This is a genomic window from Amaricoccus tamworthensis, from assembly GCF_049800875.1.
GTDB classification, from domain to species: domain Bacteria; phylum Pseudomonadota; class Alphaproteobacteria; order Rhodobacterales; family Rhodobacteraceae; genus Amaricoccus; species Amaricoccus tamworthensis.
In genome coordinates, this window is record NZ_JBNAFV010000017.1 from 16,838 (window position 1) to 40,021 (window position 23,184).

General features: G+C 58.4%; 16 protein-coding genes. 8 read left to right on the forward strand and 8 right to left on the reverse strand.

Annotated elements, in window-relative coordinates; all coding sequences use genetic code 11:
* Nucleotides 1–45: 45 nt before the first annotated feature.
* The 5 genes from infB to ACP15P_RS19360 all read right to left on the reverse strand — a co-directional run bounded on the left by infB (nucleotide 46) and on the right by ACP15P_RS19360 (nucleotide 6,347).
* The gene (gene infB, locus ACP15P_RS19340; protein WP_424930121.1) at nucleotides 46–2,565 is read right to left on the reverse strand and encodes a translation initiation factor IF-2; all 2,520 of its coding nucleotides are present in this window, start codon (nucleotides 2,563–2,565) and stop codon (nucleotides 46–48) included.
* A 6-nt stretch (nucleotides 2,566–2,571) separates the two neighbouring features.
* Nucleotides 2,572–3,234 (reverse strand): RNA-binding protein, encoded by a 663-nt coding sequence (locus ACP15P_RS19345; protein WP_424930122.1) that lies wholly within the window; start codon nucleotides 3,232–3,234, stop codon nucleotides 2,572–2,574.
* A 6-nt stretch (nucleotides 3,235–3,240) separates the two neighbouring features.
* Entirely contained in the window at nucleotides 3,241–4,860 is a 1,620-nt protein-coding gene (nusA, locus tag ACP15P_RS19350) for a transcription termination factor NusA (protein WP_424930123.1), read from the reverse strand.
* Nucleotides 4,857–5,450 (reverse strand): ribosome maturation factor RimP, encoded by a 594-nt coding sequence (rimP, locus tag ACP15P_RS19355; protein ID WP_424930200.1) that lies wholly within the window; start codon nucleotides 5,448–5,450, stop codon nucleotides 4,857–4,859. The genes nusA and rimP overlap by 4 nt, the downstream gene beginning before the upstream one ends.
* Nucleotides 5,451–5,615: 165 nt before the next feature.
* Entirely contained in the window at nucleotides 5,616–6,347 is a 732-nt protein-coding gene (locus ACP15P_RS19360; RefSeq protein WP_424930124.1) for an FkbM family methyltransferase, read from the reverse strand.
* 649 nt (nucleotides 6,348–6,996) lie between these two features.
* On the opposite strand from ACP15P_RS19360, the gene ACP15P_RS19365 reads away from it, so the two are divergent.
* The 7 genes from ACP15P_RS19365 (at nucleotide 6,997) to trxA (ending at nucleotide 18,117) form a co-directional block, all read left to right on the forward strand.
* Entirely contained in the window at nucleotides 6,997–9,177 is a 2,181-nt protein-coding gene (locus ACP15P_RS19365; protein WP_424930125.1) for a PAS-domain containing protein, read from the forward strand.
* A gap of 81 nt (nucleotides 9,178–9,258) precedes the next feature.
* Nucleotides 9,259–9,750: a tRNA (adenosine(37)-N6)-threonylcarbamoyltransferase complex ATPase subunit type 1 TsaE gene (tsaE, locus tag ACP15P_RS19370; protein ID WP_424930126.1), complete on the forward strand. Its 492-nt coding sequence runs from the start codon at nucleotides 9,259–9,261 to the stop codon at nucleotides 9,748–9,750.
* Nucleotides 9,747–10,775: an aminoglycoside phosphotransferase family protein gene (locus tag ACP15P_RS19375; RefSeq protein WP_424930127.1), complete on the forward strand. Its 1,029-nt coding sequence runs from the start codon at nucleotides 9,747–9,749 to the stop codon at nucleotides 10,773–10,775. The genes tsaE and ACP15P_RS19375 overlap by 4 nt, the downstream gene beginning before the upstream one ends.
* Nucleotides 10,765–11,460: a nucleotidyltransferase family protein gene (locus ACP15P_RS19380; RefSeq protein WP_424930128.1), complete on the forward strand. Its 696-nt coding sequence runs from the start codon at nucleotides 10,765–10,767 to the stop codon at nucleotides 11,458–11,460. The genes ACP15P_RS19375 and ACP15P_RS19380 overlap by 11 nt, the downstream gene beginning before the upstream one ends.
* Nucleotides 11,460–14,405: a double-strand break repair protein AddB gene (gene addB, locus ACP15P_RS19385; protein ID WP_424930129.1), complete on the forward strand. Its 2,946-nt coding sequence runs from the start codon at nucleotides 11,460–11,462 to the stop codon at nucleotides 14,403–14,405. The genes ACP15P_RS19380 and addB overlap by 1 nt, the downstream gene beginning before the upstream one ends.
* The gene (gene addA / locus ACP15P_RS19390) at nucleotides 14,402–17,764 is read left to right on the forward strand and encodes a double-strand break repair helicase AddA (RefSeq protein WP_424930130.1); all 3,363 of its coding nucleotides are present in this window, start codon (nucleotides 14,402–14,404) and stop codon (nucleotides 17,762–17,764) included. The genes addB and addA overlap by 4 nt, the downstream gene beginning before the upstream one ends.
* A 32-nt stretch (nucleotides 17,765–17,796) precedes the next feature.
* Nucleotides 17,797–18,117 carry a thioredoxin gene (gene trxA, locus ACP15P_RS19395; protein WP_424930131.1) on the forward strand — a complete coding sequence of 107 codons (321 nt, stop codon included), beginning with the start codon at nucleotides 17,797–17,799 and terminating at the stop codon, nucleotides 18,115–18,117.
* Nucleotides 18,118–18,214: 97 nt separating this feature from the next.
* Here the strand turns inward: trxA and ACP15P_RS19400 are convergent, their stop codons facing one another.
* Complete coding sequence (locus tag ACP15P_RS19400) at nucleotides 18,215–19,639, reverse strand: alanine/glycine:cation symporter family protein (protein WP_424930132.1); 1,425 nt, start codon at nucleotides 19,637–19,639, stop codon at nucleotides 18,215–18,217.
* Between the two features lie 271 nt (nucleotides 19,640–19,910).
* Between ACP15P_RS19400 and ACP15P_RS19405 the strand changes: the two genes are divergently transcribed.
* A complete protein-coding gene (locus ACP15P_RS19405) occupies nucleotides 19,911–20,954 on the forward strand; it encodes a threonine aldolase family protein (RefSeq protein ID WP_424930133.1) in 1,044 nt (347 codons plus the stop codon).
* Here ACP15P_RS19405 and ACP15P_RS19410 read toward each other — a convergent pair whose 3' ends face one another.
* Complete coding sequence (locus ACP15P_RS19410) at nucleotides 20,955–22,229, reverse strand: bifunctional folylpolyglutamate synthase/dihydrofolate synthase (RefSeq protein ID WP_424930134.1); 1,275 nt, start codon at nucleotides 22,227–22,229, stop codon at nucleotides 20,955–20,957. It lies immediately after the preceding gene.
* Nucleotides 22,226–23,134, reverse strand: a complete 909-nt coding sequence (accD, locus tag ACP15P_RS19415; protein ID WP_424930135.1) for an acetyl-CoA carboxylase, carboxyltransferase subunit beta — start codon at nucleotides 23,132–23,134, stop codon at nucleotides 22,226–22,228. The genes ACP15P_RS19410 and accD overlap by 4 nt, the downstream gene beginning before the upstream one ends.
* Nucleotides 23,135–23,184 lie beyond the last annotated feature (50 nt).

The window sequence follows — 23,184 nt, forward strand, 5'->3', positions numbered from 1 at the left end:
CCGGGCTGATTGAGCCCGGCTTTTGCATTTATCGAGGGTTCGAAATTAATCGAGATTACGTTCGATTTCCTCGGTCTCGAAGATCTCAATGACGTCGTCTTCGCGGATGTCCTCGTACTTCTCAAACGCCATGCCGCATTCCTGTCCGGAATGCACTTCACGGACCTCGTCCTTGAAGCGTTTGAGCGTTTTGAGTTTACCCTCGTGGATGACCACGTTGTCCCGCAGGAGGCGTACGCCAGCCGAACGGCGTGCAACACCTTCGGTAACCTGACAGCCAGCGACCTTGCCGGCACCGGTAACCTTGAAGACCTGCAGAATCTTCGCATAACCGATGAAGGTTTCGCGGATTTCCGGGCTGAGCATACCGCTTGCAGCCTTTTTCACATCGTCCACGAGATCGTAGATGATGGAGTAGTAGCGGATTTCTACGCCCTTCTGGTTCGCACTCTCGCGGGCAGTAGCATTGGCACGGACGTTGAAACCGATAATCGGTGCGCCTGAGGCCTCGGCAAGCGTGACATCACTCTCGGTTACGGCACCCACGCCGGAATGAAGAACACGAACCCGGATCTCGTCCGTGCTGATTTTTTCCAGCGCCTGAACGATGGCTTCGGCAGAACCCTGAACGTCGGATTTGACGACAATCGGAAGTTCCTGAACGTCCTCATCGGCTTTCGCCTTGGCAAGAAGCTGATCAAGAGTGGTGGCCGAGCCGGCCGCAGCACGTTTGTCTTTGGCGATACGCTCACGATAGCTCGAAATTTCACGCGCTTTCGCTTCGTTCTCAACAACGTTGAGTACGTCACCCGCTTCCGGCGTGCCGTTCAGGCCAAGAACCTCAACGGGAACGGACGGGCCGGCCTCGTTCACACGCTCACCTCTGTCGTTGATAAGCGCGCGGACTTTACCCCACTGCTCACCCACCACGAAGATATCGCCGCGGCGAAGTGTACCCTTTTGGACCAGAACGGTCGCAACCGGTCCACGCCCCACATCGAGTTTCGCCTCAATGACGGCGCCCTCGGCCTGACGCTCCGGGTTGGCTTTCAGATCCAGAATCTCGGACTGAAGCGCAATGTTCTCAAGCAATTGTTCGAGACCCTGGCCGGTTGTGGCGGAAACCTCAACGTCGAGCACCTCACCGCCCATTTCCTCAACCACGACCTCGTGGGAAAGAAGCTGGGTACGGACCTTGTTCGCATCGGCGCCGGGCTTGTCTATCTTGTTGATCGCAACAATCATCGGCACTTTGGCGGCCTGGGCGTGGCTGATCGCCTCAATGGTCTGCGGCATAACGCTGTCATCCGCGGCAACCACCAGGATCACAATATCCGTTACATTGGCACCGCGCGCGCGCATCGAGGTGAATGCTGCGTGGCCAGGTGTGTCGAGGAACGTGATCGGTGTATCGTCGCTGGTTTTCACCTGATAGGCGCCGATATGCTGCGTAATTCCGCCCGCCTCGCCGGTTACCACGTTGGTTTTGCGGATGGCGTCGAGAAGGGAGGTTTTACCGTGGTCGACGTGACCCATGATGGTCACGACCGGCGGACGGGGTGCGAGGCTGCCCTCGTCGTCGTCCGACGCCTGAATAATCACGTCCTCAACGTCCGCCTCAGAGACACGGCTTACCCGATGACCAAATTCCTCAACGATCAGAACAGCCGTATCGGCGTCGATCGTTTCGTTCTGGGTCGCCATAATTCCGTTCTGCATCAGCGCTTTCACGACGGCAGCAACGCGCTCAGCCATACGGTTGGCAAGTTCCTGAACCGTGATTGCGTCCGGAATCTTAACGTCACGAACGACCTTTTCCCGCTCACCGGACTGGCTCTGGGTTTTGCGTTTTTCGCGTTCCTGACGGCGCTTCATCGCAGCCATACTGCGCTGGCGTCCGCCCTCATCGGTGGCGCTGGAGATGGTCAATTTGCCGGAGCGGCGACGGTTGTCGCTGTTGCGACCGCCACGACCGCGTTTTTCCTCAGCCTGGGGCTGTTTGTTGTCGCCACCCTTGCGGACCGGACGACCGGCTTCGGCGCGCGACGCCTGTGCCTGCGCTGCGGCCGGGTCAATGGCCGGCTCAGCAGCTTTCTGCGGCTGGGCTTTCGCGCGTGATTTTGCATTCGCTGCAGCGGCAGCCTCTTCAGCGGCCTTTTTCTCTGCCGCTTCGGCTGCGGCGCGCTGTTCCGCGATTTCCCGCTCTTTTTCAGCGCGTTCAGCCGCTTCCTTTTCCGCGCGAAGGCGTTCCAGTTCCGCTTCACGTGCGGCGGCAGCTTCTTTCTCTTTCTTGATGCGCTCGGCTTCCTGAGCCTTGGCAGCCATAAGGGCGGCGCGGCGACGCTCGACTTCCTTGTCAGAAAGATTCTGGCCAGCCCCCCGGGCTTTTGCCGCGGCAGGATTATTGCCGCCGGGCTTGGGAACAACAACGCGTTTGCGCTTGTGTTCTACAGTTACGGATTTGCTCCGACCGTGGCTGAAACTTTGACGCACGTGACTGGTCTCCGTGCCACCACGCAGTCCAAGTGTAGAGTTCTTCCGGTCGCCGTCTTTGGTATCCGTCATTCAGTCTTAGCCTTTCCCGCGGAGGCCTTCCTCCGCCAAAACATCGCCAGCCCCGTCGCTCGGTCGTTGCTGATCAGCTTCCGCCCTGAAACCTCTCAGTCTCCGGGCCTCAATTCCAATGCGATCAGCGAGTCCACCTGCCAGCACGGCGGCATGTATCACACGATCACGTCCAAACGCCATGCCCAATTCATGCCCCAGGAGGCATGTGACACGGCTATCTTCACCTTTTGGCGGCCTCAGACCGGATCTTTCCCGTAAAGACCCGTCTTTTGCCTGCACCAGTAACTCGGCCTCACCAGCGGACAATGCCGCCAGCGTCTTTTCCCGCCCGGCAATAGCCTTTCCCGCCTTGCGTGCGAGGGCCATCAAATCGGTGAGTTTCCTCACCAGCAGTTCCTCGACCTGAACCGCCAGATCCGGCGTGGCCCGAACCCTCATTTTTGCAGCCCGGTTGAAATGGCCCCGTTTTGCGGCGGTTTCAACCGATCTAGCGAGAGCACTTACCCAGATCCCCCGACCAGGCAGTTTTTCCGCCAGATCGGGTACAATATCAGCATCAGGTCCAACAACAAATCGAATCAAATCCGATTTGGGCAGTTCCGCGCGGGTGACAATACAACGTCTTAATGAGGTGTTGTCAGATTTTTGTCGACCACCGCGCGCCATAAGTGCTTATTCCCCGCCCTCCTGGGCGTTCGTTTCTTCCGCAGAGGCCTCTTCCGACGCTTCCTCCTCCATTTCGGACGGATCAACGAGTCCAACCATGATCCGCGCGTTCATGATCAGTTGACGCGCCTCTTCGAGAGACATGTCAAACTTCTCCAGAAGCCCCTCATCCTTGACACGTTTTCCGTCAATGGTTGTGTAACCGCCTGCAAGCTCCCAATCCGCGCAGGTTGCGAATTCGTCCAGAGTGAGAATGCCGTCCTCGGCCAGTGCCTCAAACATCTGGGGTGTGAGGCCCTCAAAGTCAAACAGTGCCTGGTCCATACCGAGTTCGCGGGCACGCTCAATGGACTTCGCGTTCTGCTCCTCGATGTACTCGCGAGCGCGGGCCTGAAGTTCTTCCGCCGTGTTTTCATCGAAACCGTCAATGCCGGACAGTTCGCTGATTTCAACGTAGGCGACTTCCTCGAGGGTCTCAAAACCTTCGGAAACAAGCAGCTGCGCCACCAGTTCGTCCACATTCAGGGCTTTGATAAAGTTCTGGGACCGTTCAGTGAACTCAACCTGGCGCCGTTCGCTTTCCTCAGCTTCGGTCATGATATCAATATCAAAACCGGTCAGCTGGCTCGCGAGACGTACGTTCTGACCGCGACGGCCAATGGCGAGCGACAGCTGCTCATCGGGAACCACGATCTCAATCCGGTCGGTATCGTCGTCAAACACGACTTTTGATACCTCAGCGGGCTGAAGCGCGTTCACAAGGAAAGTTGCCGGATCCTCGTTCCAGGGAATGATGTCGATCTTTTCTCCCTGGAGTTCGTTGACCACGGCCTGAACGCGGCTTCCGCGCATACCAACACAGGCGCCAACGGGGTCGATGGAGTTATCGTAACTGATAACGCCCATTTTCGCCCGGCTACCTGGATCCCGGGCCACTGCGCGAATCTCGATGATACCGTCGTAAATTTCCGGTACTTCCATCTTGAACAGTTCCGCGAGGAATTCCGGTGCGGTGCGGCTGAGGAAGATCTGCGGCCCACGCATCTCGAGACGAACTTCACGAATCAGCGCGCGAACGCGGTCGCCGTTGCGGAATGCTTCGCGCTGGATCAACTGGTCACGGCGAAGGATGGCTTCGCCACGTCCCACATCCACAATCACGTTGCCGTATTCAGTGCGTTTGACAATGCCGTTGATGATCTCGCCGGCGCGGTCCTTGAATTCCTCATACTGGCGCTGACGCTCGGCCTCGCGCACCTTCTGCATGATGACCTGTTTTGCCGACTGGGCGGCAATGCGGCCGAAATCCATCGGAGGCAGTTCGTCGGTCAGAAAATCACCGATCTGCGCATCCGGTTTGATTGCCTGGGCGTCTTCCAGCGAAAGTTCGGTGAAGTGGTTTTCAACCTCCTCGACGACTTCGCGATAACGCGTCATCTCAAGCTCACCGGATTTGCGGTGAATTTTCGCCCGGATGTCATACTCCGCGCCATACCGGGACCGTGCCGCCTTGCCGAGCGAATCTTCCATCGCTTCGATCACGAGGTCGGGATCAATCATCTTTTCCCGGGCAACCGCGTCAGCGATCTGCAGTAGTTCAAGCCTGTTGGCGGAAGTTACGCTCATGATGTTTCCTCATCCAGATCGGAGGTATCCGTCTCAATATCGTCGAATTCACCCAGGTCTTCCTCCTGGATCAGTCCTTGCTTTTTGCGCTGCGCGAGGCTTTCGGCAATCAGTTCGTCTGTCAGGACCAGTTTGGCGTCGGCAATCAGATCGAAATCGAGGCCAATCGTGCCTTCCTGAATCTCAATCAGAACCTCGTTGTCCTCGACGCCCTGCAATACACCCTTGAAGCGCCTGCGGCCATCGATGAGCTCGGAGGCATCGATTTTGACCTCATAGCCCTCATAGCGTTCAAAATCCTTCAACCTTGTCAGGGGACGGTCGATTCCAGGAGAGGACACTTCCAGGTTAAACTCACCTGAAATCGGATCCTCCACATCGAGTATGGCGGAAACCGCGCGACTGATTTTTGCGCAATCCTCAACTTCGATGCCACCATCGGGTCGTTCGGTCATGATCTGCAGCGTCGTGCGCTTTCCGCTCATCAGGCGAATGCGCACGAGTTCGAACCCCATATCCTCGATTGTGGGGGACACAATTTCGGCGAGACGCCGATCGATCGCTGCCTTGGCGGTGAGGTCAGCCAAAATCTTCTCCGTAAGCACAAAAAAACGGGCGCGCGGCCCGTTTGCAAATCTCGGTGGTAAGTCGAAGTCATTCAACCTGCCGCTTTGGGCGTCATATAGGCCCCGTGCGAGGCGGATGCAAGAGCTTTCGTGTGCACATGGTTTCGCCCAACCGGGATCAATCCGTTTTCAACCGGAGAACGGGCGAACGATATCCTCGTCACCAACCTTTTGGAACAGTATCACGCTGCCTTCGGAGTGGCGCGGATCGTAGATAAAGCCCTTCGCCGCGAGGTCCGCAAAAAGCCTGCCCACACTCGCGAGGCCAGTGACATGGTCGTGGACCTCAAGATAAATCCGGTCCACGCCAGACAGGTCTGCGTCCTGAAAGAGGATGGTTTCCCCTCCCTCAATGTCGCAAACGATTACATTGATATCCTCGTCCCAAAGCAGCTCACTGAAACGCGTTGTCGGAACCTCGACACTGGAATTGTAGGGATTGGGTTCAGGAAAAATCGAACCCATCCAAAAATCGTCTCTAAGATAGAACGTGGCCTGTTTTTCGGAACTGTTGGTCAGAACCGTGTTCATCCGTTCCACGCCGCTTACGTTGTTCAGGTCGTGGACGTCTGCGATGTAGTCCATAAGGAGCGGATTCGCTTCAACCGCAATGATGCGTTCGACGCCTGTTTGTCGGCTGAGCAACGTGGATATGAAGCCAATGCCCGCTCCGATCTCCAATATTCGATCACCGGCTCTTATAATTTCCGGAATGTATTTGGATTCCTCAAACTCAAACCTGGATTCAGCAATTGCCGTTTGGATGGCTGGTGTGATGATTTGGGGTTCAAATGGAAGTAGGACGCCGAAATACTCTATTACCCCCCGTCCGAAGAAGTCATACGCTTTGGTCTCGATCATGATGTAGTATTCGCCTGCTGTTCGGGTGGGCATCAACCTGGTGCAAACGAACTGCAGGTCGGGAAGCCTGGTGGTTTTGGTCAGTAAAGCAGAGAACTCTTTACGTGATCCTCCCGCAGCCGGCAAATCCTTATACAGATCTATTTAGTATGTAGCCAACCATTGCTGTGTTTTCGTAGTAGAAGGGATCATTTTAAAAAACAGTGAACAGAACATTAATAAGATCGAAATATTTAACAAAAATCGACTAATTCAGTCACCCCTGAAAAACGTTTTAAATCAGCCTCTTGAGCCGCATCAGATGAATTTTAAAGCAATTTGGGTCTGTGGTTTTGCCAATATGCAACAGTCAATCGCTTCCTTTCATGACGTATATTAAGTAAATCTGGACGCCTTAAGGGAAGGCACTTTTCACTTCCGCTGTCGATGCCCGTGCAGGTTCGACTGGAAGGTCGCCACCAGCCGTCAATATCCGTCGCGTTGCGTCGCGTACCTCAAGTCCGTTCGCGGCGGCTGTCACCGGTTCCTTTTAAGGGATATATTAAGCGTTCCAGGATTTGTTCCGCCTGCTCTTAAAACAGGTCCTGACCGCATGGTTTTTTCCAGCCTTTCTACGTTCGATCCCTCCCAGTTTTCTCTTGTTCAGCAAATGCCACAATCACTGCTTTCCGTTTCGGTAAGCGCCTTTGCTACCTGCATCCTGATCGGTGGCTATGCATTGGGGCAGCGGAAACTGCGTCACGGAACAAGAACGAATCCGGTCGAAAATCCTTCCAGCGAAAACTGCGATTTCGAAATTATTGGCAGCAACCTCAGAGCCATCACCGATCCGGCGCGCGTCATGCTCGACAGCATCGGTGTCCGGAAAACACGCCTCGCCGCAATCAAGTCGCATCTTGCAGCGGACTGTCCCACAATAGCCTCGGACATTCAGCGGCTGATCGTCGAGGGCGCAAGGTTCCGTCACTTCTGCGCGCGCAAAAATGGAACGGCCATAGAAATTCTTGGCGAGCCGCGAGGGAATTCGGCTTTCCTCTCCATTCGACCGGCTGGCGAGGACGCAATTGCGCTGCGTGCTGCGGAAAAGTCACTGGAAGCGGCGCGTTCTGAGAACCAATTCCTGCGCGAAATCCTGGACTGCTCACCAGTCATGGCGTGGAGCAAGGCACCGGACGACACGGTGTCCTGGGCCAACGAGGTTTATCGTGCCAACTTCGACAGCGGCCGGGAGGATGGCCCTGACCACCGCATTCCCAATGCCTTTGGTCACGTGCTTGAGGAAGTTCCCCTAACGCCAAGAGGCTCGGAAAACCGCCGACGCGTGGCTGTCACGACCCGGCTGGATGAGGATCCGCACTGGTATGAGGTCGTTCAGTGCGACGGCGCGAACGGGGAAACCTATGGCTATGCTATTGAGGCCGACGAACTTGTGGGTGCGGAAAAATCCCTGCGCCGTTTCGTTGAGACTCTGACAGAGACATTTGCGCACCTGCCAATCGGTCTGGCGGTTTTTGACAAAAACCGGCGTCTTGGCCTGTTCAATCCGGCTCTGACCGAATTGGTAAAGATCGATGCGGTTTGGCTTGCAGGGCGGCCAAGCCTGCGGGATTTCCTCGAACGCCTGCGCGAAACCCGTCAGATGCCGGAGCAAAAAGACTTCGCTGAATGGCGGCGCATGTTGAGCCACCTTGAGGAAGGTGCCCGCGACGGAACCTACGAGGAAAACTGGGTGCTTCCTTCCGGCAAAGTGTTCCGTGTTACGGGGCGACCGCATCCCCAGGGCGCTCTCGCGTTTCTCTTTGAGGACATCTCAACCTCGATCATGCTCGAGCGCAAATATCGCTCGGAGCTTGAACTGAATCAGGCGACACTGGACCACCTGAACGAGGCTGTTGCGGTTTTTGACGCATCCGGCAGCCTGAGCATTGTCAATTCGGCTTTCGAGAAACTTTGGGATGTCGAGCAGACCACGCGCCTCCGGGGCCCGGCAATCTCCGACATGACCGCGATCTGGTCGGAAAAGTGTGAGACAAGTCCGGTCTGGGCGAAAGTAACCGAATTTGCGACCGGTGGGGACGTCCGCACCAGTTGGGCTGGAGACGTCAAAACACTCGACGGTCGGAACCTCCAGGTTTTTCTCGCGCCCATGCCAGATGCATCGTCGCTCGTTCTGTTCCGTGAAGTTGCGGCCGCGACGGATGCAGTGGATGTCCCGTCGACTGAAGGCTCAGTGCAAATACTTAACGACCTCGCCATTGGCGAAATCCGGTATCCCGTTCAGGCGGCGCTTGAGCAGGTGATGTCCGCAATCCCGTCGGCACAGAACGCCGAAGCCTACAAGTGTCTCAACGCAGCTGTCAGGGATCTGAAGGGTGGCCTTGAACGGTCACAGAAAATTCTGGATCTTGCCCAGTCAGGTAATTTCAGCGGCTCCGATCCGTTGCCACCGCTCCGCCAGGCCATCGAGGCACGAGGTCTCACTTTGGAACTCTCTAAAGACTGGGTGGGGATAGATCCCCAGCTTCGCGGTGTGGCACTGCTCACGGGGCTGGCCGCAGCCGGAATGGCGACAGAGGGCTCAACGGTCGAGCTCTCGGCACTGCCGGTCGAAGGTAATGCTGTCTGGAAAGTGCGTGCCGCGACTTCCACATCCAGCACGGCGGATGAACCTTCCGGCCCAGGCATTTCGCTCTGTCGCCGCATGGTGGAAACGGCCGGGGGCAGTGTTACCATGCACACCGGCGGTGGCAGCTTCACGGTAGAGGCGTCCGTCCCGCTACGGGAAAAGGGCGGGGACACTACGAAATTAATCCCGCCTCTGAGTGCGTGATGCGGTTTGTCCTTCCGGACTTGAACACGCGCGCGAGCAATGTAGAACGATCCGACCGGAAAGCCCGAGCGGATCACTCCCATGTCTGTTTATCTGTTGGAAAACACGGAAGCGACCGAACTGCTCGCGGGCAGTATCGCGAAAAATCTCGGCCCTGGTGATGTTGTTGGTCTCGCGGGCGATCTTGGTTCCGGAAAAACCTTTTTTTGCCGGGCATTAATTTTGGCCCGACTTGCGGAACTTGGTCGCGTTGAGGATATTCCCTCTCCAAGCTTCACGCTCGTTCAGACGTACGATTTGGACAGTACCGAACTCTGGCACGCCGATCTTTACAGGCTTGGTGATGCTGGCGAGATTGTGGAACTCGGATTGGACGACGCTTTTGAGGAGGCGATCTGTCTTGTCGAATGGATCGAAAGGCTCGGGTCGGAACTCCCCGACCGCTACCTTCGTCTGGAGCTTTCCTTCGTGAAGGATCGGGATGATGCGCGGCGGTTGGAGGTCACTCATGTTGGTGAGGGCTGGGACTGGGTGGATGACTGCCTAGCGCAGGCGGGTTTGGTGAAAAAATGACACGCCGGCTCGAAATAGACGCTTTTCTGAAACGAAGTGGCTGGGGCGATTCCCGGCGAACCGCGCTGGCAGGGGACGCCTCGGCGCGTCGATATGAAAGGCTGCTGAACGGTTCTGAGAAGTGTCTGTTGGTAGATGTGCCGCCGGAAAGCGGCCTGACCATCACGCCCTATTCGGCAGTAACCCGGTGGCTTTTACAGCAGGGGTTCAGTGCACCCGAAATCATCGCATCAGAGCCCGAAACGGGTTTGATGCTGATTGAGGATCTGGGAGACGATCTGCTCCATCGCCTTTGCGCAGACGCACCGGGTATGGTCTCCGACCTCTACGCTGCGGCGATTGACGTTCTCGCGGACATGCATGAGTGCGACGCCTCCGGGTTCGATGGCGAGTGGTCGCCACCGCCCTACGACATGGCCGTTCTCATGCGCGAAGTCCGGCTCTTGGTGGAATGGTATCTGGCGGCCGCGCTGGAAGGCGGAGTGTCCAAAGATCTTGCTGACGAGTACGAGAGCCTGACGTCGGATCTGCTCGTTCCCCTGGCGGATGACCGGTCCAGTGTCGTGTACCGGGACTATCACGTTGAAAATATCATTTGGTTGCCGCAACGCGAGGGGCGGCGCAGGATTGGCCTGATCGACTTTCAGGACATGCTCATCGGACATCCCGCTTACGACGTGGTTTCGCTGTTGGACGATGTCAGGCGCGATGTCGAGCCGGAGGTGCGTGAAGCAATGACTTTGCGCTACATCGAGCGTCGGGGTCTTCAGCACGACGATTTTCTCATGGCGGCGAGTACACTGTCGGTGCAAAGAAACCTCAAGATTATGGGCCTGTTCACACGGCTCTGCCGCAGGGACGGAAAACCGCGATATCTGGACCTGTTGCCGCGGACCTGGAACATCCTGATGCGAAACCTTGAACACCCTGAATTGCGGCAATTGGGCGATTGGATGGAAAGACACGTTCCCGCGCCCGATGCGAAGGTTCGAAAGAGATTGGCGGGAGACGCGCGTGAAACCTGAAGGAATCATGATTTTCGCCGCCGGGCGCGGCACCCGCATGGGCGCGCTCACAACGCATGTGCCGAAACCTCTTATTCAGGTTTCCGGGCGGCCGCTGATCGATCACGCTCTTGATCTCGTGCGCGATGCGGGGATCAGCGAGGTCGTCGTCAACACACATACACACGCCGATCAACTGCATAGCCACCTTTCGGCCACTGATCCAAACATCAAAATCTCCCATGAGACTGAACTTTTGGACACCGGAGGCGGTTTGAAAAACGCGGCGGTGCTGTTTGGCGGCGAGTGTGTCTACACCCTGAACGCCGACATGGTTTGGAGGAACGGAAACCCCCTGGAAACTCTGGCTGCGGCCTGGAACGATGAGGAGATGGACGCGCTTCTCTGCCTGCTGCCCCGGGAAAAGGCGACCGGTCACAAAAGTCCCGGAGATTTCTTTTTGGAGCCGGATGGGCGGATTACCAGGCGGGGTGATGCCGAACATGCCGACTATATATACTGTGGAGCGCAGATTATTCGGTTATCCGTACTCGACGGTTTCGAGCCGGGCGTTTTTTCCCTCAATGCTGTTTGGGAACACCTCATCGAGAGGGGGCGGTTGAAAGCCGTTGTCCATTACGGAAACTGGGTCGACGTTGGCACACCGGAGGGGATTGGTTTGGCCGAGTTGGAAATCGCGCGGTAATGCATCTGTTTGAGCCATGCAACGGACCGCGGTTTTTTACGCTGCCGCCCGGTGCGGATTTCACTTCCGATCTGGTGGCGGGGCTGGATCAGCGCCTGGCCGGTCAACCACCACACCTGCTGGCCAAAATCACAATCTGGGTGAATACCCAGCGGGCCCGGCGATCACTCATGGATCAATTCGCCGCTGGCGGCCCGCGTCTGCTGCCCCGGATTAGAGTGATTACCGAGCTGGCATCCGATCCGTTGGCACCTCTCAAACTGCCAGAGCCAACGTCGGCACTTGAACGAAAACTGGAACTGGCACGTCTCGTGTCCGGTTTGATTGATACCGAACCCGGTCTGGCCGCACAGACCGCAGCTTTTGATTTGGCAGACAGTCTCAGTGACCTTCTCGATGAACTGCAGGGAGAGGGGCTGGATCCGGACGTGTTCGCGCAGGTGGAACCTGCCGAACATGCCGCACACTGGCAGCGCAACCTGAAATTTCTGAATATACTCGGCCACTATGTCGCAGGCTCCGGCATGTCGACCGGACAGGGCCGCCTGCGGGCACAGGCGCTGGCATGGGCTGAAACGTGGAAAACAGCACCACCGCAGGATCCCGTTCTCGTTGTAGGTTCCACGGGTTCACGTTCGGCAACCCGCATCTTTATGGAAGCGGTAGCGCGTCTCCCGCAAGGCGCGGTTGTCCTGCCCGGCTTTGACGCCACGCAACCCACATCGGTATGGAAGCGGCTTCAATCCGACGACACGGCAGTATCGGATCATCCCCAGAATGGTTTCCAACGCCTTGCTGAGGTGATCGGGTTTGATCCCGTCCTGTTGCCCCGTTGGGTCGATACCCAACCACCGTCACCCGAACGCAACGCACTGGTATCTCTCGCCATGCGACCGGCCCCGGTAACGGATCAGTGGCAAACGGAGGGGAAAGCCCTCGTTGATGACCTGCCTCAGGCGATGGAGGATGTTACGTGGCTGGAAGCGGCAAATTCGCGGTCTGAGGCGCGTGCCATTGCCTTTGTCCTGCGCCAGGCCCTTGAAACAGACGGGACCGCGGCGCTGATTACGCCCGACCGAACGCTGGCCCGCCGTGTCACAAGCGAACTCGACCGGTGGGGCATCATTCCCGATGACAGTGCCGGACGCCCACTGGTCCTGACCCCGCCCGGTGTTTTACTCCTGCTACTGGCTGATCCCGCTCTGCAGCCACTGACGCCGGAATCGCTTCTTGTTCTGCTCAAACACCCGTTGGTGAACTCCGTCGCTTCCGCGCGCAGGCAACACATGGATTTTGTCAGCCGCATTGAAACGGCGGAACTGCGGGGTGGCGCACCATTCGTTGACTGGCCAAGGATGCACGCGTGGGCGGTCAAGCTGGGTGAGGAGGCGGTGACGTGGGTCACATGGCTGGAAACGGTTTTGTCCAGTCCCGCTCCGGATGTCGCGCCACTAGCAGAGCATGCCGCATGGCATAAATCCTTTGCCGAGAACCTTGCCGAAGGCCCGGAGGCGGGGTCAACCCACGGTCTTTGGGACCGCGATGCCGGACGTGCCGCGCTGGCTGTCGTGGAGGAGCTTGCGGCCTCTACCGACATCTACGGCCCGATGGACCGCCACAGCTACCTCGCGCTGCTGCGCTCCCAACTGGGGTCGAAAGACGTGCCCGAAGAGGCTGTCGTGACGAACAGCAGGCTTGCAATTTGGGGAACGCTCGAGGCGCGGGTTCAGTCGGCGGACACCATCATTCTCGGAGGTCTGAACGAGGGGACCTGGCCACGTCAGCCAGGTGCCGATCCATGGCTGAGCCGAAGCCTGCGCCGGGATATTGGCCTGCCGTTGCCCGATCAGAAAATCGGTCTTTCCGCACATGATTTCCAGCAGGCCATGGGCGCTCCGAGGGTCGTCGTGTCGCGCGCGTCCCGGGAGGACGGGTCGCCAACCGTCGCGTCCCGGTGGCTCCTGCGTCTTGAAAACCTTTTGAACGGGCTCGGGCCGGTGGGGGAGGCATCACTGGAAAGCGCCCGCGCCCGCGGTAATTCAGTACTGGCCCTCTCAACTCTTCTGGACGAGCCAGAAGGTGATGTGCCGTCGGCGTCCCGTCCAGCTCCACGCCCCCCTGCGGCCGCCCGGCCGGACAGATTATCGGTCACCCAGATCGACACCCTCATTCGCGATCCATACGCGGTTTACGCGCGCCGCGTGCTGAACCTTCGCCCTCTTGACCCGCCAGGTCGGGCTGCGGATGCACTCGTGCGGGGAACTGTCCTGCACTCGGTTTTGGAGGAGTTCCTGGAGCGGACGCGGGACGACTTCCCGGACAACGCGGATGAGGTTTTCCTCCATGTCACCGACGATGTGCTCGACCGGGAGGTTCCCTGGCCTGCAATCCGTGCGCTGTGGCGGGAGCGGTTGACCCGTGCCTCTGACTGGTTTGTTCAGGAGGAGCGAGGCAGGCGCGAGCGCGGCAGGCCGTTTCATCGCGAGATTTCCGCCCGCTATGATGTTCCCGATCTGGCTCAACCACTGAAGCTCTCCGCGCAGGCCGACCGTATCGACCTTCTGCCGGATTGTACATTTGCCATTTACGACTACAAATCCGGCAGCATTCCCAGCGAGAAGCAGGCCAAACATTTCCACACCCAGTTGCCACTGGAGGCGGTGCTGGCCGAACGCGGAGCCTTCGACAAAATCGCCGCCGCACGAGTGACACACCTCGAACTGATCGGCATTAACCAGCGCAAAAGCCTCATTTTGCCGAGCGACCATGACGCTCTTACAGCCGTCTGGGAAGGTTTCATGTCACTCATGCGAGTCTATCAGGATCCTCGAACGCCTTTTGTAGCGCGGCTCCGCCCTCATCGCATCGCTTTTGAAGGCGCGTATGACCACCTGTCGCGTCGTGGCGAATGGTCCGATGGAGATCCGTTTGGAGCAGACACATGATTACGGCTGACGCCGCCCAGACCGCAGCCGCGACGCCGACCCGTTCAAGCTGGGTCGCCGCCAATGCGGGTTCCGGAAAAACGCGTGTTCTGACCAACCGTGTTGCAAGGCTTCTGCTCATGGGAACGGCGCCGGAAAAAATCCTCTGCCTGACCTACACCAAAGCGGCAGCGGCCGAAATGCAGACTCGTCTTTTCCAGACGCTTGGCCGGTGGGCGATGATGGACGACGCGGAGTTGCGTGGCGAACTGACCGCACTGGACGCGACTCAGGCGGACATTTCAGAAGCCGGTCTGGCCCAGGCGCGTACCCTCTTTGCCCGCGCGCTCGAAACGCCGGGCGGGTTGAAAATCCAAACCATTCACGCGTTCTGTGAAGCTCTGCTGCGCCGATTTCCGGTAGAGGCCGGTGTCGCTCCGCAGTTCTCCGTCATGGATGACCGCGATGCCCGCGAGCTCCGGGTGTCGGTGCTGGATGAGCTCGCTCGCGTTGATCCGGAAGCGATGCGGCTTCTGGCTATAAATATTTCAGGTGACGATCCCGATGGCCTGCTGCAGGAGATTGGCCGAAACCGGTCAGCCTTTGGGAATGAGTTTGATGCGCAGGCACTCGCCGGTGCACTGGGTGTTGATCCGGATGACAGTCCTGAACGGATTTATGCCGAGACAGTTCTACCAGGCGATCTCGCTACGGTCGAAAGCCTGATACCCCTGCTTGCGGCATCCGGCAAAACCGACAGCAGTGCCGGGGAAACCCTCGCATCCGCACTGAAGCAGCCGCCGGACATTCTTTGCGAAACCTTTGAAAAGGTGTTTCTTACCGGTGCGGGCGCGAAGTCACCATTTTCGGCGAAAATAGGTGCTTTCCCGACCAAGGGTCTTCGCACAGCGCATCCAGAACTCATGGATGCACTCGAACCCCTCATGCTGCGGGTTGAGGCCGCCCGCCCGCGCCGCCTTGGCCTACTTGCGCTGCGCAAATCTACGGCCCTGAACATTTTTGCCCGCTCCTGGCTTCGGATTCTGGATGCGCGCAAGGCGGCCTACGGCCTGCTCGATTTCGATGACATGATCGACCGCACGCGTCATCTGCTCAATGATACCGACACCGCATCCTGGGTGTTGTGGAAACTTGATGGCGGCCTCGATCATATACTCGTAGATGAGGCTCAGGACACCAGCCCGGTGCAGTGGCAGGTTGTTCAGGCGCTTTCAGACGAGTTTTTCTCCGGGTTTGGAGCGCGTGAGGTCGACCGTACCGTCTTTGTCGTGGGGGACGAGAAGCAGTCCATCTACAGTTTCCAGGGTGCCGACCCGGCCGCATTCGGCAAGATGAACGACTATTTTCACCGGGTGCTGAGCGGACTTGAGGAAGGTCTGCAACAGTGTGAACTCATCCATTCCTTCCGGTCTGCGGAACCTGTCCTGAGTCTCGTTGATGCCGTTTTCGACGGCCCGGCAGGCGAGGGGCTGACCAATGATGTCACGCACAGCGCCCACAATCCGGACAAACCGGGCCGTGTTGAGCTTTGGCCCTTCCTTGAAAAGCCTGACAAACAGGAGGAACCGCCTTGGTCGGATCCTGTCGACATGCCCGCCCCGGACGATCCGGTTCAGGTTATGGCCAAAAACATCGCTGGCCGGATTTCCGAATGGCTTCGCGAGGGCCGGGTGCTGCCCGGCCATGACCGGGCGATCCGGGCCGGTGATGTGCTTATTCTGGTTCAGAGCCGAAACCAACGTTTCCATTCCGTTATCCGGGAACTCAAGCGCGCGAACGTACCGGTCGCGGGTGCTGACGTCCTGAACCTCAACGGCGAACTGGCGGCGAGGGATCTTCTGGCCGTCCTTCGCGTGATCAACACTGTTGCGGACGACCTTTCCCTTGCGACAGTGCTGCGCAGTCCCCTTGGCGGGATTGACGAGGAGGAACTCTTCCACCTCGCGCATGGTCGCAAGGGAATGCTCTGGCCCGAACTTCGGGATCAGGAGGCTGAGAAATGGCAGCCCTGCAAGGCGATGATTTCAGACCTTCTCGGGCAGGCGGATTTCCTGCGTCCTTTCGAGATGCTGCAACGTATTCTGATCCGCCATGATGGTCGGCGGAAACTGGTTGCCCGTCTTGGTGCCGAGGCCGAGGACGGAATAGACGCCCTGCTTGACCAGGCACTGGTCTTCGAGCGGTCCGGAACGCCGGGTTTGACCGGTTTCCTCGCCTGGATGGACTCCGACGAGGTGACAATCAAACGCCGGGTGGAAGAGGGTGCGGACCAGGTGCGCGTTATGACAGTCCATGGCGCAAAAGGTCTTGAGGCTCCAATCGTTTTCCTTCCCGACACTGCAAAGCGTCAGGAGGGCCGCCACCCTCCGCAGGTCATGGATATCGGAAATGGTCAGCCCGCCTGGCGGGTCCCGACCGATAGCGCGCCCGACGTCATGCGCGACGCCGAGGCGGACCGCCGCGCTCTGGCAGTGGCGGAAAACATGCGCCTTCTCTACGTCGCCATGACCAGGGCCGAAAGCTGGCTGATCGTCTGTGGCGCGGGGGGTAAAAGGGATACCGAAGGCAACAGCTGGTATGGGCTCATCAGGAACGGTTTGCACACACTGGGCCCCCGCGAGATTCCAGGCTCAGACGGAGTAACCCTCTGTTTCGACCGCAATTGGACCGATCAGCGAGTCGAACGCGGCGTAACGGAGCAAACCACTTCGTCAGGGTTGCCCACCTGGGCCACGGAAAAAGCGGATTCCGATGCGGGTGCTTCCACGACTGCCGTGTCACCCTCACGGCTTGGTGGCGCGCATATCGTTTTCGATGATCCGGATGAAATTGTCGGTGAGGGCGATTCACTCGCGCGCGGCGATGCCGTCCATCTTCTGTTGGAAGGATTGCTGCAGTATCCCGAAGCTGACTGGCCGGATGTGGCAGGTCAGTTGTTGCCCGATGATCTCCCCGATCGTGATGGAATCGTCGACGAGGCCATTGCCGTCCTGCGCACTCCGGAATTTTCTGAACTCTTCGGGCCTGACGGGCTTTCGGAGGTTCCGGTGGTGGCTGAACTCAACGGCACCCGCATCGAAGGGCGCATCGACCGGCTGCTGATCCGGGATGACAAAATTCTGGCTGTTGACTTCAAAAGCAACCGCACAATCCCTGAAAGCCCAAATGCCGTGCCGGAGGCAATTCTGCGCCAAATGGGAGCATATCAGGCAGCGCTGCAAAAAATATGGCCCGGGTCGGAAATTGAGGTGGCGATACTGTGGACCCGCACGGCGGAACTGATGTACCTGCCGCACGGTACCGTGACCGGGGCGCTGGACCGCGCGGGTCTCCTTGACCCGGCGATACCCCGTTCCTAGGTTGAACTGAAATCGAATTGAGGAGAGCCGGCATGGCAACGGTAAAGGTTACGGACAATACGTTCGAAGAAGAAGTACTTGGTGCGGATGTACCGGTTCTGGTTGATTTCTGGGCCGAATGGTGCGGTCCCTGCAAAATGATCGGCCCGGTTCTTGAGGAACTTTCCGACGAGTATGGCGAGCAGATCAAAATCGCCAAGGTGGACGTCGACTCGAACCCGTCGGTTCCGGCGCAGTACGGTGTACGCGGCATTCCGGCCATGTATCTGTTTAAAAACGGTGAAATGATCTCCACGAAGGTCGGCGCGGCCCCCAAGGCAGCACTGAAAAGCTGGATTGAGGAAAACCGCTGAAGACATCGGTCTCGAAGGTCCGCCTTCGGTTTGAGGAAAAGAAATGGGCTGACCCGCCAGGGTCAGCCCATTTTGTTTTTTCGAACGCCTGTTTCGCTTATTTGGCGTCCGGCCAGGCGGTATGGTCGGTATCAAGATCCGGGAACTTTTTCGGATCAAAAACGGGCTTTTTGATCCCGGCCGCCAACTGCTCCCTGAAATCCGTAATCATTCGCAAGGCGATGGGGAACAGCATCATAAGAGCCAGCAGGTTCACCACTGCCAGAATGCCCATCATCGGATCAGAGAAACTGAACACAACAGTCGCCCCCGGCGCCACCGCTCCCAAAAAGACAATACCGACAATCGCCAGCCTCAGCACGTGTATGGCGCTCGGATTCTCGGTCATGAAGCTCAGCGCGTTCTCACCCAGGTAGTAGTTGTACATGATGGACGAGAACGAGAAGAGCAGTATGGCCCCGGTCAGGAAGTACTGCGCCCATTCGCCAACATGGCTCACCATGCTCTGCTGTGTCAGCGCCACGCCGTCCACGTCTTCCGCACCCGGTTGATATACGTCGCCAAGCAGGATGACGAATGCCGTGCAGGAACAGATGATCATTGTGTCGATGAAAACAGAAAAGCTCTGTGTGATGCCCTGGCTGACCGGGTGTTTTACATACGCCGTGGCTGCCACGTTTGGCGCGGACCCAAGTCCCGCCTCATTGGAAAACAGGCCACGACGCAGACCCTGCGCAATTGCGGCGCCCATTCCACCTGCTACCGCCTCACGGAAGCCGAAGGCATTGGCGACGATGTCCCAGATAACGCCCGGCAGTCCGGTAATGTTCAGGAGTATGATGGCGAGAGCCATTCCGATGTATCCGAAGGCCATGATCGGAATGATGACATCGGCCGCTTTCGCGATGCGGTGAATACCGCCATACACGATGAACCCGGTTGCCAGCGCCAATACGATGCCGGTGTAGAGCCGCGGGATTGACATGCTGTCGAGTGCCGCCCCTGCGACGGTGTTCCCCTGAAAGGCGTTGAACCCAATGGCGAAGGAAGCAATCAGGCAGATGGCATATATCACGGCCAGCCATCTGTATTTCTCGCCCAGTCCATGGATGATCGATCTTGCCGGACCGCCCCGGTAGTCACCTTCCGGTGTCGTGCGCTTGAAGGTTTGCGCAAGTGTTGCCTCCACGAGCGCGGAGCACATGCCGACCAGTGCAATGGCCCACATCCAGAACACCGCGCCGGGGCCGCCTGCCGTAATGGCCACGGCCACACCGGCAATGTTTCCGCCGCCGACCCGTCCGCCAACCGAAACAAGCAGCGCCTCACGCGCGCTGATTTTCGTCGGATCAGAGGTTTCATCGTCGCCGGTCAGAACCCTGAACATGCGTTTGAAGAACCGAAACTGCACGAAGCCACTGGCGATCGTAAAGAAAACACCCAGCACAACCAGGAACGGGACCAGCGCCCAACCCCAGGTCAGGTCGTTGATAATGTTAAAGAGGCTGTCAAATAGTCCCATCTTTGCTCTTTCGGCACTGATCCGTGGATCGCTTTGAACGTTAACAAAATGTTAATCGTCACACTCGCGCGACCGCAACCTGTACGCAAACCAAAACTGCGGTAGTTTTCGCGCCGATCTTAATAAATGAGCGTACAGGCAGGCATGCCCATGGAATAAGCAGCACAAAATCCGCGTCCCGGCTTGACCACCGGTCATACGGTCCATTCGTACTGTTAAACCCCTGGCGGGCCGGTTATTGGAGGCTCCGGCAAAAATACAAAGGTGCAGAATGACTAAATTCGGTTTCGTGGATGATTACAGCGAAGGCGCACACCCGGCGGTTCTTGCCGCACTCGCCGACACCAATGCGCGCCAGGAGGCCACCTATGGTCTCGATCGTTTCAGCACCGAAGCGGCCGAACTCATTCGCGGACATCTTGGAGGCGCCAAAGCCGACATACATTTCGTTCCGAGCGGGACGATCGCCAACACGCTTTGTATAGCTAGCGCGCTGCGGCCGCACGAGGCGGTGATTGCTGCAACCTCCGGTCACATCTCCGTTCACGAAACCGGCGCGATTGAAGCAACCGGTCACAAGGTCATCACCGTGACGCCGGAAAACGGGAAGCTGACCCCGGACCTGATCCGACGGGCCCTTGCAGAGAACGCACATTTTCCGCACATGGCCAAACCGCGCATGGTCTACATCTCCAATGCAACCGAGGTCGGCACCGTGTATTCGCTCTCTGAACTCACGGCGATCAGCGGATGCTGTCGGGAAAACAATCTGCTGCTGATGCTGGATGGCGCACGGATTGGTGCTGCCGTCCGTGCCTCTGACGTAGAACTGGCGGATGTTGCCGCGCTTGCAGATATTTTCTGGATCGGTGGTACCAAAAACGGCGCGCTGCTGGGAGAGGCGGTAGTCATTCCAAACCGCGAACTCGCCCAGGATTTCGCGTTTCACGTCAAGCAGAGGGGCGCACTTCTCGCCAAGGGACGGGTTCTGGGTGTGCAGTTCCGGGCCCTGTTCACCGACAACCTGTATTTCTCACTGGCCGACCATGCCAACGCGATGGCCACCGACCTGTCAAAAGGTGTCGAGGCCGCCGGATTTAAGCTACTGGTGCCAACTCAGGCCAACCAGGTGTTTCCCGTGCTGACCGATCCAGTGGTGTCGCAACTGCGTGAGAAGTTCGATTTCCATTCCTGGGGCCGCACGGAAAGCGGCGACCCGGTCATCCGTCTCGTTACGTCATGGGCCACGCCGCAGGGCAGGGTGCAGGAACTGCTGCACACCCTGACCGTCTACGACAGGGCTGCAGTCGGCTGATCAGCCGTTTTCCCGCAGAACACTGCCTGCCAGATAAAGCGACCCGGAGATCAGGATCCGCGCCGTCGGATCCTCCCGAACGATTTCCGCTACGGCATCGGCCACACTGTCCGCCGTCTGTGCGGCCAGCCCCACACCGCGCGCGGAGTTCATGGTTTCCTCGGCCGTCAACGTGGCAGACTCTCCAGGAATGGATACCGCGCGCAGCGAAAATGCTACCGTCGCCAGGTGCTGAAGATAACCCGAACTGTCCTTCGTGCGCAGCATCCCGGTGACCAGGTGAACCTTCCGTCGTGGCAGGCGCGACAACGCTTCGGCCAGGGCCTCTCCCGCCGCCGGGTTATGACCGCCATCGAGCCATACCTCGGCATCCTGACCGGCGATATCCACAAGCGGCCCGTATTTCAGACGCTGCATTCTCGCAGGCCATTCCGCACTGGTCACGGCCGCCTCGCAAGCGGCTTCGTCGAACCCAAGGTGGCGCAGACCTGCGATCGCTGTTCCGGCGTTTATGACCTGATGCGCCCCGATCAGATTCGGAAGCGGCAGGTCCAGCAGGCCATCCCCGTCCTGGAACACCATTCGGCCGTGTTCCTCCCGAACCTGCCAGTCCTGGTCGGCAAGAAGCAGCGGCGCTCCAACCTTTTCGGCCTGCGCCTCGATCACGGCCATGGCGACGTCGGATTGTGGCGCCACGACGCAGGGCACACCGGGTTTCAGAATCCCCGCCTTCTCGAACGCGATCTCCGCGAGGGTTTCACCAAGAAACTGCTGGTGATCGACGGATACCGGCGAAATTACCGTCAACGCAGGTTTATCGACAACATTCGTGGCATCCAGACGACCGCCGAGACCCACTTCAAGCAGAGTGAAATCAGCGGGTATTTCGGCCATCGCGACCAGGGCCGCTGCCGTGGTGATCTCGAAATACGTTATCGCCGCGCCGTCATTGACCTTTTCACAATGCTCCAGACGGGTAATCAGCTCGTCCTCGTCAATGATCCCGCCCGCCAGACGAATACGCTCATGAAACCGGGCCAGATGCGGCGAGGTGTAGACATGAACCCGTTTCCCCGCAGCCTCGAGACCCGCACGGAACATGGCCGTCGTCGAACCCTTGCCGTTCGTTCCCGCTACATGAATGACGGGCGGCAGCCTGCGCTCGGGGTGATCCAAACGTGCCAGCAGGGACTCGATCCGGTCCAGTGTCAGGTCAATGACCTTGGGGTGCAGCGACATCAGGCGTTCGAGAACGCGGTCGCTTCCCTGGCTCATTTTACCACGGCGGGAACGTCCGGGGTTGGCGCTGGCAGGTCGCCATAAACCGGTGGCGTGTTGTTCGTCATGAGGCGCAGCAGCGTAGCCAGTTCGCGGCGCATGTCCTTGCGGTGAACCACCCGGTCGAGCATTCCGTGGTCCAGAAGATATTCCGAACGCTGGAACCCCTCGGGCAGGGTTTCGCGAATGGTCTGCTCGATTACACGCGGTCCGGCAAAGCAGATCAGCGCACCCGGCTCTGCAATCTGAACGTCGCCAAGCATCGCATAACTTGCCGTAACGCCACCGGAAGTCGGATCGGTCAGCACAACCACGTATGGCAGCCCGGCCTCACGCAGCATCTGCACCGCAACGGTCGAGCGGGGCATCTGCATCAGGGACAGGATGCCTTCCTGCATTCGGGCACCACCAGCGGCGGAAAACAGAACCAACGGCGACTTGAGCTGAATGGCACGCTCTACGCCGGCAATAATGGCGTTGCCGACATACATGCCCATGGAGCCACCCATAAATTTGAAATTCTGGCCAACGCAGACGGTTTTCAGACGACCGATTTCGCCCTCGGCGACAATCATCGCCTCTTCCTCACCGGTCTTTTTGCGCGTCTCGCGCAGCCGGTCGGGATACTTTTTCTGATCGCGGAATGACAGGGGGTCCGACACCGGCGCGGGCACCGGAACCTCAACGAAAACGCCGCCGTCGAACAGCGCGGCAAAGCGTTCCCGCGGAGTGATCGCCATATGGTTCTGGCAGTTCGTGCAGACGTTCAGCGCGTCCGTCAGTTCACGATGGAACAGCATGGTGCCGCATTCCTCGCACTTCAACCACAGATGGTCCGGTACCTCCCGCCGTGAGAACAGCGAGTTGATTTTCGGGCGGACGTAGTTCGAAATCCAGTTCATGCGCTCTTTCCAGGCTCAGGTTGACGCCTAGTTAATCAGGCTGTGCGGCG

Coding starts and splice junctions, on each gene's coding strand:
- addA (WP_424930130.1), top strand. CDS start 14,402: ATGATTACGGCTGACGCCGCCCAGACCGCAGCCGCGACGCCGACCCGT.
- ACP15P_RS19365 (WP_424930125.1), top strand. CDS start 6,997: ATGCCACAATCACTGCTTTCCGTTTCGGTAAGCGCCTTTGCTACCTGC.
- trxA (WP_424930131.1), top strand. CDS start 17,797: ATGGCAACGGTAAAGGTTACGGACAATACGTTCGAAGAAGAAGTACTT.
- addB (WP_424930129.1), top strand. CDS start 11,460: ATGCATCTGTTTGAGCCATGCAACGGACCGCGGTTTTTTACGCTGCCG.
- ACP15P_RS19410 (WP_424930134.1), bottom strand. CDS start 22,229: ATGAGCCAGGGAAGCGACCGCGTTCTCGAACGCCTGATGTCGCTGCAC.
- ACP15P_RS19345 (WP_424930122.1), bottom strand. CDS start 3,234: ATGGCGCGCGGTGGTCGACAAAAATCTGACAACACCTCATTAAGACGT.
- ACP15P_RS19375 (WP_424930127.1), top strand. CDS start 9,747: ATGACACGCCGGCTCGAAATAGACGCTTTTCTGAAACGAAGTGGCTGG.
- tsaE (WP_424930126.1), top strand. CDS start 9,259: ATGTCTGTTTATCTGTTGGAAAACACGGAAGCGACCGAACTGCTCGCG.
- infB (WP_424930121.1), bottom strand. CDS start 2,565: ATGACGGATACCAAAGACGGCGACCGGAAGAACTCTACACTTGGACTG.
- nusA (WP_424930123.1), bottom strand. CDS start 4,860: ATGAGCGTAACTTCCGCCAACAGGCTTGAACTACTGCAGATCGCTGAC.
- ACP15P_RS19360 (WP_424930124.1), bottom strand. CDS start 6,347: ATGATCGAGACCAAAGCGTATGACTTCTTCGGACGGGGGGTAATAGAG.
- accD (WP_424930135.1), bottom strand. CDS start 23,134: ATGAACTGGATTTCGAACTACGTCCGCCCGAAAATCAACTCGCTGTTC.
- ACP15P_RS19405 (WP_424930133.1), top strand. CDS start 19,911: ATGACTAAATTCGGTTTCGTGGATGATTACAGCGAAGGCGCACACCCG.
- ACP15P_RS19400 (WP_424930132.1), bottom strand. CDS start 19,639: ATGGGACTATTTGACAGCCTCTTTAACATTATCAACGACCTGACCTGG.